At 42.9% G+C, this 12,694-nt stretch carries 10 protein-coding genes; 8 read left to right on the top strand and 2 right to left on the bottom strand.

The window, feature by feature from the left end; translation table 11 throughout:
* The first annotated feature begins 14 nt into the window (after positions 1-14).
* The gene (gene bfmS, locus EXE30_RS09050) at positions 15-1,655 is read left to right on the top strand and encodes a sensor histidine kinase BfmS (protein WP_130162094.1); all 1,641 of its coding nucleotides are present in this window, start codon (positions 15-17) and stop codon (positions 1,653-1,655) included.
* A gap of 94 nt (positions 1,656-1,749) precedes the next feature.
* Here the strand turns inward: bfmS and EXE30_RS09045 are convergent, their stop codons facing one another.
* Positions 1,750-2,106 carry a hypothetical protein gene (locus tag EXE30_RS09045; RefSeq protein ID WP_130162093.1) on the bottom strand — a complete coding sequence of 119 codons (357 nt, stop codon included), beginning with the start codon at positions 2,104-2,106 and terminating at the stop codon, positions 1,750-1,752.
* Between the two features lie 92 nt (positions 2,107-2,198).
* A complete protein-coding gene (locus tag EXE30_RS09040) occupies positions 2,199-3,617 on the bottom strand; it encodes a GGDEF domain-containing protein (RefSeq protein ID WP_130162092.1) in 1,419 nt (472 codons plus the stop codon).
* A gap of 396 nt (positions 3,618-4,013) precedes the next feature.
* Between EXE30_RS09040 and EXE30_RS09035 the strand changes: the two genes are divergently transcribed.
* The 7 genes from EXE30_RS09035 to nuoH all read left to right on the top strand — a co-directional run bounded on the left by EXE30_RS09035 (position 4,014) and on the right by nuoH (position 12,683).
* Positions 4,014-4,565: an NADH-quinone oxidoreductase subunit A gene (locus EXE30_RS09035; RefSeq protein ID WP_130162091.1), complete on the top strand. Its 552-nt coding sequence runs from the start codon at positions 4,014-4,016 to the stop codon at positions 4,563-4,565.
* Between the two features lie 6 nt (positions 4,566-4,571).
* Entirely contained in the window at positions 4,572-5,249 is a 678-nt protein-coding gene (locus tag EXE30_RS09030; RefSeq protein ID WP_004669857.1) for a NuoB/complex I 20 kDa subunit family protein, read from the top strand.
* Positions 5,250-5,335: 86 nt separating this feature from the next.
* Positions 5,336-7,123 carry an NADH-quinone oxidoreductase subunit C/D gene (gene nuoC, locus EXE30_RS09025; RefSeq protein ID WP_004669858.1) on the top strand — a complete coding sequence of 596 codons (1,788 nt, stop codon included), beginning with the start codon at positions 5,336-5,338 and terminating at the stop codon, positions 7,121-7,123.
* Positions 7,124-7,135: 12 nt separating this feature from the next.
* Complete coding sequence (gene nuoE, locus EXE30_RS09020) at positions 7,136-7,645, top strand: NADH-quinone oxidoreductase subunit NuoE (RefSeq protein WP_004669859.1); 510 nt, start codon at positions 7,136-7,138, stop codon at positions 7,643-7,645.
* On the top strand, positions 7,642-8,967 hold the full coding sequence (gene nuoF / locus EXE30_RS09015) for an NADH-quinone oxidoreductase subunit NuoF (protein ID WP_130162090.1): 1,326 nt from the start codon (positions 7,642-7,644) through the stop codon (positions 8,965-8,967). Before nuoE ends, nuoF begins: the two co-directional genes overlap by 4 nt.
* Before the next feature lie 11 nt (positions 8,968-8,978).
* Positions 8,979-11,663 (top strand): NADH-quinone oxidoreductase subunit NuoG, encoded by a 2,685-nt coding sequence (gene nuoG, locus EXE30_RS09010; protein WP_130162089.1) that lies wholly within the window; start codon positions 8,979-8,981, stop codon positions 11,661-11,663.
* A gap of 3 nt (positions 11,664-11,666) precedes the next feature.
* Positions 11,667-12,683: an NADH-quinone oxidoreductase subunit NuoH gene (gene nuoH / locus EXE30_RS09005; RefSeq protein ID WP_130162088.1), complete on the top strand. Its 1,017-nt coding sequence runs from the start codon at positions 11,667-11,669 to the stop codon at positions 12,681-12,683.
* Positions 12,684-12,694 lie beyond the last annotated feature (11 nt).

Here is a 12,694-nt window from a genome sequence, read left to right as displayed (position 1 = left end):
GAATCATTTCCCTTATGGTGAGTCGAGTACTGAAGAACAGCATATTCTTGCGAATTTATGCTGGATTGGTCGTATTGGTGGTTGTGGTCGCCGCATTTTGTTATTTGCTGGTACAAATCATTAACTATCAACGTGCGCAAGAATATCGTGAGTCTCTCACGGATGGTATTTCCTACGTTATTAGTGAGGGGGTATCTCGTCAACCAGAAAAACAACAAAAACTAGATTGGATTTCAGATGCATCCGATTTGTTGGAATTGCCCATCTATTATGTGGATGCAGCGCGAGTCGAACTTTCTCGGACTGAAAAGAAACGTATCGCTGTACAAAAATCCGTGGTTCGTTACGATGCAAATCATGGTGTTGGTTACATCATTATTGGTTTGAAAGATGATCCTCAGCATTTCCTCTATATAAAAGTCGATAAGCTAGGTGAGCGTCAAATGAAGGCGCTGCCAATTTTTGTCTTGGATTATTTGATTTTTTATCCGGGGCAGGAGCGAGAGTATTTAGAGAAAATTAAAGAACACTTTTATTATCCAATAGAAATTTTAGATATTAGAGATATTAATTTAGATTCAGAGCAGATTGGTCGTTTACGTCAAGATCAAAGTGTGTTGTTGTATAAAGACAGTGCCAGTATACGCGGAACAACCATTTCGATTGTTTCGCCGATGCCGAATCACCCTGCACGGGTTCTGCTCTTGGGTCCAGTTCCAATGTTTAATTGGATGCCTTTTCAGCTTTCTGCTGGCATTACCTTATTCAGCCTCTTCTTACTCAGCTTAGGTGTTTATGGTCTGATTTTGCCTCTCGAACGTAAAATTCGTCAGGTACGTTATGCCTTGAATAAAATGAAGTCGGGTGATTTGTCATTGCGTGTACCGATTGAAGGTACGGATGAAATGGCAAACTTGGCATCAAGTTATAATAACATGTCAGACCATATCCAGCGTTTGATTGAAGCGCAACGGGAGTTGATGCGAGCAGTTTCGCATGAGCTGAGAACACCTGTGGCGCGGATCCGTTTTGGAATGGAAATGTTGGCTGAGGAAGATGATTATAATTATCGGATTCAGCAAGTCGATATGATTGATAAGGATATTGAAGCACTAAATACCTTAATCGATGAGATTATGACTTATGCCAAGCTTGAGCAGGGTACACCATCCTTAGACTTTGAGGAGATTGTACTGGTTGAGGTGCTCGATCAAGTTGCGATGGAAACTGAGGCACTGAAAACTCAAAAAGAAATTGAATTGATTGCGCCATCCTTGGTATTAAAAGTAGATGCAGAGCGTCGTTATTTACATCGTGTGGTACAGAATTTGGTTGGAAATGCAGTACGTTATTGTGATCATAAAGTGCGTATTAGTGGCGGTATCCGTGCAGATGGTCATGCCTACGTTTGTGTGGAAGACGATGGTCCGGGTATCCCTGAGCAAGAGCGAGCGCGGATTTTTGAGGCTTTTGCGCGTTTAGATGATAGTCGTACCCGTGCTTCTGGTGGGTATGGCTTGGGCTTATCTATTGTGAGTCGTATTGCGTATTGGTTTGGTGGTGAGGTTCATGTGGATCAGAGTCCAAACTTAGGCGGTGCGCGCTTTATGATGACGTGGCCTGCAAAACGTTATAAGCAAACCTTAAAGAAATAATCAGCACTTATATACTAAAGAAAATGTTTCAACTCAAAGCCAAAGCACTGTTTGCTTTGGCTTTGTCGTATATGTTTTGGATATACGGAGTGGTCTATTCTTGAAGGGAGGAGTCTGGTTCAATTAAAGGGCGACCTGATTTTAAACTTCGTAGGGCATCTGCATTAAAATCAACCAACAAAGAATTGTTTTTAACGTCTATTTTATAGCTTTGGATGAGTCGTTCATCTCCATTTATGGTTTCTACTCGATAAGCATCTGCAATATTAAGAATTCCTTCAAGATTTGTTGTGGTTGATGCAAAATCTTCTCTAAATAATTCGTAAATATCCCTTAAATCGAAAATTGCGTTATCGGCATCTGGGTGTTTTCGGACGTAATTCTCAATATGACGTATGAGTAATTGTGAAAAAAAGAAATAATCTGAGTGGTGTGCGAATTTTAGATCCATATTTTTCTCCTTATTGTCTATCTTTAGAATACCGATCTATTGCCGAAGCTGTGTAAAAAGATAATTAAAGTATTTAGCTGAATTGCAACATATTATTTCGAAATCACCACCTGATTTCGTCCTTGTCTTTTGGCTTGATAAAGTGCGTCGTCCGCTTGCTTAAATAAATATTCAATTGAATGTTGGTTTTCAGCGGTACAAACAAAAACACCAATACTGATTTGGATGGAAAAAGTTGGTTGATGTGCTGACTCTATGGGCGTTTGACTGACCTGTAAGCGGATTTTTTCGGCAATATGGTAAGCAGTTTCAGTATTGGTGTTATTTAAGAAAATAGCAAATTCTTCGCCTCCTAAACGTCCGATCAAATCCTGAGGTCTTAAAAGGGATTGAATGGTTTTTACACAGCTTTGTAGCGCTAGATCACCGACGAGATGGCCGTAGTTGTCATTGACCTGTTTGAAATGATCGATGTCGAGCATTAAGAAGGCTGTGGTATGGCCTGAATTTTTGGCTTGTTGTTGTAAGAGTTGTAATGATTGGAGAAATTGGCGTCTGGTTAAGCTGGATGTTAACTCATCATGAGCAATCGTGTGTTGTAGCTCTCGAATCAACTTGGATCGCACCACATTAATACTAGACACGGTGAGTGGGGCGATAGTCATCATAATTAACCCGAGGCGAATTGAAATCGTATTATTTAGATATTGATCGGGATAAAGTAATAAATAATGTTGGGACACGTGATGAATGATAAAAGCACAGCTTATAGAGGTGATAATCGCCACTGAAAAATGAGGGTATCTCAGTGCGCACCAGATCAATGGTGCAATTGGATAGAGTAGCGAACCTGGCCCTGCATCATAGTAGGCAATCACAATTGAAATAATGACTGCAACCAAAGGTAAGCTTTCTAGAATAATTTGAGATTTAAATGCATTAAGTTGTTGCTTGAGTTTGGCTAAATATGGGGTGCTAATGATAGCGGGTAAAAGTAAGAGTGCATTCTGAATTTCTGCTGTAAACCAATGCCCATAATCAAGCCAGAACGAGCCCAAAGCAAATTTAGTATCAAAAAAAGGCAGTGTAATTGCTGCAAATAACGCACTCGACAATCCACCGATACAACAAAAACTAAATAAAAATAAATAGAAATAGCCTAAATGCATTGAGCGAATGACGCTGTTAAATTTTATGTAGAGGGCAAGTGTGACCAGCACATAGATTAAGTTGGCAGAGGTTAAACAAATATTTAACAGAAAGGGTGTACCCTGTAAGCTATCTGCAATGAGATAGCCAAGGATTGCACCGATAAAACTGATTGGATGACGTGTTTGTGGGAAACGAATCAGCAAACCTAAAAGGACGGAATTGGCAGGCCAAAAGGAGGCAAGAAAATTGAGCTGTCGGGTTGCTATGCCGAGTAAACAACAAAAAAGAATGACACCTGTAAATAATAAGAATAATTGAAAAAGCGACAGAGGCTTTAGTGCTACTCTAGGTTGAGCCATTCTGACGCTTTTCCTTCGGGATCTTGGTCGCGCTATTATATAAATTTTGTTTAAATTTTCATCATAAATTTGTATTAATGCAATGATTTAGTGCAAGCTGCAATAATTATGCGCATAGGTCGTAAATTGCGATAGTTTTTGGTACATAAATAAAGAAAAAAATGATTAACATGCTATGTTTGATTTGTTAATTCGATTTTTGAGGGTGAATTAACCTTGATCTTGGATATATTTGTAATTTTAAGGACAAAATCATCCGAAAGACTAAAGCGCTTCAACTAGCATGAGAAATTAGAAATCAGGTACAATTGGCGGAATTAATTTTGTGTTTGGTGTATTTGAAGGCCAATACATACATTCTTTGTTAAAAATAGGCCTGCCAGGAGTTATCCCCGCATGAGTGCCATTACTCCATACGATTGGGCGATTATTGCCTTCGTGATCGGCGTTACATTTCTTTGCGTTTTTATGCTGACCGTTCCTTTACTCCTTGGGGGTAAAGCTTGGGGACGTGCCAAGCAAGAACAGTTTGAGTCAGGTGTAGTAAGTGCGGGCGGTGCTCGTATTCGCTTGTCAGCCAAGTTCTATCTAGTTGCGATTTTCTTTGTCGTTTTTGATTTAGAAGCCCTCTACCTCTATGCATGGGCAACCTCTGTCCGTGAAGTCGGTTGGGTGGGTTTTGCAGCTGCCACAGTGTTTATTTTAGTGTTACTTATTGGTTTGATTTATGAACTTTCAACAGGTGGACTTAACTGGGCACCTTCAGATCGTCGTAAAGCGGCTGGTATTAAAACTAAAATTGGTTCACCAAATATGAATATCGCTGACATTACTCGATTCAATAACATTGAAGAGTTAATCGTCGATCCTACTGGTCAAATTCCAGCGCAGTCTTCTGGTCGTGTTAAGTCTAAAACACCGACTACCTCATCATCTGAACAGGAGTAAGTCGGGATGAAATATACTTTAACCCGTGCGAATCCGGATGCCGATCAATATCCATTACAAGATCGTCAAATCGTAACTGATCCACTTGAGGAAGAAGTCAATAAAAGTGTGATGATGACTCGTCTAGAAGATGCTGTACATACAGCAGTCAACTGGGGTCGTAAAAACTCTTTGTGGCCATTTAACTTTGGTACTTCTTGCTGCTACGTCGAATATGCAACCACATTAACGGGTGTGCATGATTTATCTCGTTTCGGTGCAGAAGTAATTCGTGCTTCACCACGTCAGGCTGATTTGATGATTGTTGCAGGAACATGCTTTGTCAAAATGGCACCTGTAATTCAACGCTTGTATGAACAAATGCTTGAGCCTAAATGGGTCATTTCAATGGGTGCTTGTGCTAACTCTGGTGGTATGTACGACATCTATTCTGTGGTTCAAGGCGTAGACAAAATTATTCCTGTTGATGTGTACGTCCCAGGTTGTCCACCGCGCCCAGAAGCATTGATCCAAGCTTTAATGTTATTACAAGACCAAATTCAACTTGAGCGCCGCCCACTTTCAGCCGTAATTGGTGATGATCTTCAGCCTGTGTATAAGCCAAAGATGATGCCAGAACGCGACCGTAAAAATGCTGAACGTATTGCGGTGAAAAACTTGCGCTCTATGGATGAAATTAAATAATTTTTGAAGATGAGTTTTTGACATATCTGATGGATATGGTCATCTAAAAAATTGCCAGAATTTGTATTGAATAGGAAGCCAAACCAATGGCTGAAACTGACATTGCTATGCCAGAGTCAACACCAGTTGATTCACGCCCAGCATTTGCAATCGTAGAAGAGCTCAAAAATAAATTTGGTGAGAACTTCTACGTGCAGGCGACTTTTGAAGAGTTTCCAACAGTCTGGGTTGAGCGCGCACGCGTGCAAGAAGTCCTTATGTTCTTACGTAAAGTAGAACGTCCTTATGTCATGCTATTTGACTTATCTGCGATGGATGAGCGTTTACGTGTTCATCGTGATGGTTTACCTGCATCTGACTTCACTGTGTTTTATCATTTACTTTCACTTGAGCGTAATAGTGATATTCGTGTCAAAGTGGCTTTGAATGAAAATGATTTAAACCTTCCAACGGCGACTAACATTTGGCCAAATGCGAACTGGTATGAGCGTGAAGCTTACGATATGTTCGGGATCAATTTCGAAGGGCATCCAATGCTGCGTCGTATCTTGTTACCAACGTATTGGGAAGGTCATCCATTGCGTAAAGAATATTCTGCCCGTGCGACAGAATATACGCCGTATATGCAAGACCAAGCTAAGCAAGACTTCGAACAAGAACATCTACGTTTTGTACCAGAAGACTGGGGTCTAACACGCGGCAACGCTGATGAAGACTTCATGTTCCTGAACTTAGGTCCTAACCATCCATCTGCGCACGGTGCATTCCGTGTGGTTCTACAGTTGGACGGTGAAGAAGTGAAAGACTGTGTGCCTGATATTGGTTATCACCACCGTGGTGTGGAAAAGATGGCTGAACGTCAAACATGGCATTCTTTCATTCCTTATACTGACCGCGTGGACTACTTGGGTGGTTGTGCTCAGAACATGCCGTATGTGATGGCTGTAGAGCAAATGGCAGGAATCAAAGTTCCTGAACGTGCGCAAGTGATTCGGGTCATGTTGAACGAATTGTTCCGTATCAATAACCACTTATTATTCTGTGGTACGGCGATTCAGGATGCGGGTGGTATGACGCCAGTATTCTATATGTTCGCAGATCGTCAAAAAGTCTATGACATCGTTGAGGCGATTACGGGATACCGTATGCACCCTGCATGGTTCCGTATCGGTGGTACGGCGCATGATCTTCCAAATAACTGGCAAAAACTGGTTAAAGAGTTATTGGAGTGGATGCCAAAACGTTTGAACGAGTACTACACCGCAGCACTTAAAAACTCAGTATTTATTGGTCGTACCCGCAACGTTGCGCAATACGATGCAAAATCTGCGTTGGCTTGGGGTGTGACAGGTACAGGTTTACGTGCGACAGGTATTGATTTTGATGTACGTAAATATCGTCCATACAGTGGTTATGAAAACTTCGATTTTGATGTGCCGCTCGAATATGAAGGCGATGCGTACGCGCGTGTTCTGGTTCACTTCCGTGAAATTACCGAGTCACTGAAAATTATTCAACAGTGCTTGGATAATATGCCTTCTGGCCCATATAAAGCGGATCATCCACTGGCTGTTCCACCACCAAAAGACAAGACATTACAAGATATTGAAACTTTGATTACGCACTTCTTGAGCGTGTCATGGGGTCCTGTAATGCCAGCAGGTGAAGCATCGTTTATGACTGAAGTAGTGAAAGGTGCAAGTACCTATTATCTCACGTCTGATAAGTCGACGATGAGTTACCGTACTCGTATCCGTACGCCAACATTCACTCACTTACAGCAAATGCCTTCAGTGATTAATGGTAGCTTGGTCTCTGATTTGATCATCTATTTGGCAACCATTGACGTGGTTATGGCTGACGTGGATCGCTAGGGGTAAACGATAATGATGATTTTGACTGATAAAAAACCTCGTGTGAATGTTGAAGGGATTTTGACTGCTGAAGAAATCCATGACATTGAACATCACATTGATCACTATCCGTACCCACGTGCTGCATCACTTGATGCGCTCAAGTGTGTACAACGCCGTAATGGTTGGGTAGATGACGCTCAAATGAATGCGATTGCGCAATTATTGAGTATGAGTGTGGCTGATTTGGAAGGTGTAGCAACGTTCTATAACCGCATTTATCGCCAGCCTGTAGGCCGTCACGTGATTTTATTGTGTGACTCTATTGCTTGCTTCTTGATGGGTGCAGAAACTTTGGCAGAGGCTTTCCAGCGTGAGTTGGGAATCCAATATGGACAAACCACAGCAGATGGTCGTTTTACCTTGCTGCCAATTTGTTGTTTAGGCAACTGTGACAAAGGTCCAACTTTAATGATTGATGAAGATACCCACGGTTTAGTGGATGTGTCATCAGTCAAACAGTTATTGGAGAAGTATGTATGAATACTGAACCAAAACCAATCTATGGCGACGGTAACCCAGAAACACATCCATTGACTTGGCGTTTGAGTAAGCAAGAGCATGTTCGTGCTGCTGATGATTATGAAGCGCTTGAAGGTTATGCAGGCTTTAAAAAAGCACTCAGTATGCCACCAAAAGATGTATTGGAAGTGGTCAAAGCTGCAACCGTAAAAGGTCGTGGTGGTGCAGGTTTCCCAGCAGGAATTAAATGGTCATTAATGGCACCTAATGATGGTGGTCCACGTTATTTGATCTGTAATGCCGATGAAATGGAACCGGGTACTTTTAAAGACCGTTTGCTGATGGAAAAGCTTCCGCATCAATTGATTGAAGGGATGCTGATCGCAGGTTATACCCTAGAAGCGACACATGGCTATATTTTCATTCGCGGTGAGTATGTTGAAGCTGCTCAATACTTAAATGAAGCATTAGAGCAAATCCGTGCCAAAGGTTACTTGGGTGAAAATATCCTAGGGACTGGCTGGAACTTTGAGATGCACGTGCATACAGGCGCAGGTCGTTATATCTGTGGTGAAGAAACTGCATTGATTAACTCGCTTGAAGGTCGTCGTGCCAACCCGCGTACGAAACCACCATTTCCACAGGTGGCAGGCGCATGGGGGCGTCCGACGATTGTCAATAACGTTGAGACCTACAATAACTTGCCAGCGATTATGCTGCGTGGTCCTGAATGGTATATCAATCTTTCTGCGCATAAATCCAAAGACCCTGGCACCAAGATTTATGGTGCATCAGGTAAAGTGAAATTCCCTGGACTTTGGGAGCTTCCATTCGGTACGACTGCGCGTGAAGTGATTGAAGAGCATGCAGGTGGTATGCGTGATGGTTTAACCCTGAAAGCATGGTTACCGGGTGGTGCATCAACAGACTTCTTGGCTGCTGAGCACATTGACCTACCAATGGATGCTGAAAGCATTATGAAGGCGGGTTCTCGTTTAGGAACGTGCTTGCTAATGGTGGTTGATGAAACCCAATGTATGGTTTCTGCGACCCGTAATTTAGAAGAATTCTTTGCGCGTGAATCTTGTGGTTTTTGTACACCATGTCGTGATGGTCTACCTTGGGCTGTTAAAGCACTGAAAGCACTTGAAGATGGTAAAGGGAAGATGGAAGACATTCAACATCTGTCTGAACTCACTAAAAAGTTGTGGATCGGTAAGACTTTCTGTGCCCATGCACCGGGTGCGATGGAGCCGCTGATGGGCGCATTAAAATATTTCCGCCATGAGTTTGAAGCAAAGGTTAAAACCCATGCTCCAGCTCTTGACGTAGAACAAGCTTAAGGAATTCGACTATGGCTACAATTCATGTCGATGGAAAATCGTACGAAGTCAATGGTTCTGAGAACTTGCTACAAGCATGTTTATCTCTCGGACTTGATATTCCGTATTTTTGTTGGCACCCATCCTTAGGTTCAGTTGGTTCTTGTCGTCAATGTGCGGTGACTCAGTATGCAAATCCTGAGGACACACGTGGACGTTTAGTGATGTCATGTATGACACCTGCGACCGACAATACCTATATTTCTATCGAAGACAAAGAAGCAACCGAGTTTCGTGCATCGATCGTTGAATTTTTAATGACCAATCACCCACACGACTGTCCAGTCTGTGAAGAAGGTGGGCACTGTCATTTACAAGATATGACGGTGATGACACAGCACGATCGTCGTCGCTACCGCTTTACCAAGCGCACCCATCATAATCAAGAATTGGGTTCGTTTATTGCGCATGAGATGAACCGTTGTATCGCTTGCTATCGTTGTGTGCGTTATTACAAGGATTATGCTGGCGGTACAGACTTTGGTGTGTATGCCAATGCATCACGTGTGTATTTTGGACGTCCAGAATCAGGAACCTTAGAATCTGAATTCTCTGGTAACTTGACTGAAGTTTGCCCAACTGGTGTATTTACCGATAAAACACATTCTGCACGTTATAACCGTAAATGGGACATGCAGTACGCACCAAGTGTTTGTTTTGGCTGTTCTTCAGGTTGTAACATTTCACCGGGTGAGCGTTATGGCGAAATTCGTCGTGTCGAAAACCGTTTCAATGGTGAAGTGAACCAATACTTCCTGTGTGATAAAGGTCGTTTCGGGACTGGCTATGTCAACCGTGAAGATCGTCCTCGTCAACCACAGTTCCGCAATGGTGACTCTGTTGCAACCGTGACTGTGGATCAGGCACTTGATCAAGTGATTGATCAACTTCAAGGCAAGAAAGTGTTAGGAATTGGTTCACCACGCGCAAGCTTGGAATCAAACTACGCACTTCGTGAATTGGTTGGACAAGACAACTATTCAACCGGAATGTCGCAAAAAGAGCAAAATCTGGTTGAGTTGGCTGCGTCAATCATGCAAACACAGGGTATTCATAACCCGAACATGCGTGAAATTGAAAGCTATGATGCAGTATTGATCTTGGGTGAAGACTTAACCCAAACTGCACCACGTATGGCTTTATCTGTTCGCCAAGCAGCGAAAAATAAAGCCAAAGAAATGGCGGCCAAGACCCGTACACCAGACTGGTTAGCAGAACCTGTACAACGTATTGGTCAAGATGCAAAATCTCCAATCTATATCCTTGCTGCAACACAAACGCGTTTAGCGGATGTGGCAACGGGTGAAGTGGTTGCATCGCCAAATGATATTGCGCGTTTAGGTTTTGCTGTTGCTGCAGCTGTAAACGGCGAAGCATTGACTGGTTTAGCAGATGATGCAAAAGCATTTGCACAAACGATTGCTGACACATTGAAAGCAGCGACCAAGCCATTGATTATCTCTGGTACGAGTCTGCAAGATCCTGCAATCATGGAAGCAGCAGCACAAGTTGCTCAAAACTTGGGTGGAAATGCAGGTTTATCCTTGACGGTTCCTGAAGTGAACTCAATGGGCTTGGCATTGTTTGGTGGTTTAAGCTTAGAACAAGCCTTCGCACAAGATTATGATGCGGTTGTCATTGTTGAAAATGATTTAACGCGTCGTTTACCTGTTGCACAAGTCAAAGCTGGGTTGGATAAAGCTGAAACAGTGATCGTACTTGACCACAGTGAAACTGAAACCTTGAAATTGGCAGATATCGTCCTTTCTGCAGCAAGTTTTGCTGAGGGTGATGGTACGGTGGTGAGCCAAGAGGGCCGTGCACAACGTTTCTATCAAGTCTATGACCCAAGCTACTACAAACCTGAATATGCGATTAAAGAATCATGGCGCTGGTTACACGCCGTTGAGACGGGTCTAAAAGGTAAAGTGGTTGACTGGACGTTACTTGATGATGTGATTGATGACATTGTTAAAAATGTTCCAGTACTTGAAGCGATTCAAGATGTTGCACCAGATGCAGGCTATCGTGTTCATGGTTTGAAAATCGCACGTGAACCACGTCGTTATTCGGGGCGTACTGCGATGCGAGCAGGAATTTCGGTGCATGAACCAAAGCAACCGACTGATCTAGATTCGGCATTGACCTACTCGATGGAGGGTTATGTTGGAACACAGAATGCGTCATCGTTGGTTCCATTTGCATGGGCTGCAGGTTGGAACTCACCACAAGCTTGGAACAAATACCAAGATGAAGTGGGTGGTCACTTAAAAGGTGGTGATTCAGGTGTTCGATTATTCGATCGTTTAGCCAAGCGTCCAGCACGTAGCTATGTTGCACCGACAGCAGTTGTTGTGAATCCTGAAAGTTTCCGTCTTGTACCAATGCACCATATTTTTGGTTCTGGTGAGTTCACGATTAAAACGCCTGCGATGGAATCTCGTATTCCTGAAGCGATGTTTGCAGTGGCTGAACAAGATGCGACACGTTTAAATGTTCAAGATGGTCAACGTATTACGATTAAAGCGGGTGAGACCAGTATTAGCTTACCTGTACAAGTGATCGAATATTTACCAACGGGTTATATTGGTTATCCAATTGGTTTAGCACCAACGGTTTCATTGGCTGAGCCTGTGTCTGTGGCAGTAGGAGTGTAATTCATGAATCAAGAATTTATACGTCAAACGCCACTTTGGGCTGAGCAATGGCCAATCGCTTATTCAGTGATTCAAGCGATTGTTATTCTGCTGGTTGTGGTGTTGATTGCGGCATTGATGTCGTTTATTGAACGTCGTCTTTTAGCACTCTGGCAAGATCGCTATGGTCCAAACCGTGTTGGTCCAGGTGGCATGTTCCAGATCGTTGCCGACATGCTCAAGATCATGTTTAAAGAAGACTGGACACCAAAGTTTGCAGATAAGTTAACTTTCCGTTTAGCACCAGCAGTTGCGATGGCAACTGCGGTTCTTTCATTCATGGTCATTCCTGTGAGTCCGATGTTGGGCGTAGCAGATATGAGTATCGGTCTATTGTTCTTTATGGCAATGGCGGGTATTGCAGTCTATGCCGTGTTATTTGGTGGTTGGGCTTCGAACAACAAATACTCATTATTAGGCGGTTTACGTTCTGCGGCTCAAACCATTTCTTATGAAGTGTTCTTGGGTATCTCGTTGATGGGTGTGGTTGCGATTGCAGGCTCATTTAACCTTCGTGAAATCGTTGAAGCACAACGTGATATGTGGTTCATCATTCCACAATTCTTAGGTTTCTTGATCTTTGTGGTTGCAGGCGTTGCGGTGACGCATCGTCATCCATTTGACCAACCTGAAGCCGAGCAAGAATTGGCTGAGGGTTACCATGTTGAATATGGTGGGATGAAGTGGGGGATGTTCTTCGTTGCTGAATATGTCAACGTGGTGCTGATCTCTGCTTTGATCGTGACTTTATTCTTCGGTGGATGGCTTGCACCATTTAACTTAGAAATTCCATTTGTTCCACCAGTATTCTGGTTCATTATCAAAACAGCATTCTTCGTGATGATGTTTGTCTTGGCTCGTGGCTCGTTAATGCGTCCGCGTTATGACCAAGTAATGAATTTTGGTTGGAAAGTTTGTTTGCCATTGGCGTTGGTCAACTTGTTAGTGACTGGTGCTGTGATTCTGATGAATCAGGCCTAGGACAGCAGGGA

The sequence above is a fragment of the Acinetobacter halotolerans genome, assembly GCF_004208515.1.
GTDB lineage: Bacteria > Pseudomonadota > Gammaproteobacteria > Pseudomonadales > Moraxellaceae > Acinetobacter > Acinetobacter halotolerans.
The sequence above is the reverse complement of the archived record's forward strand: the minus strand, read 5'-3'. Positions and strand labels throughout refer to the sequence as shown.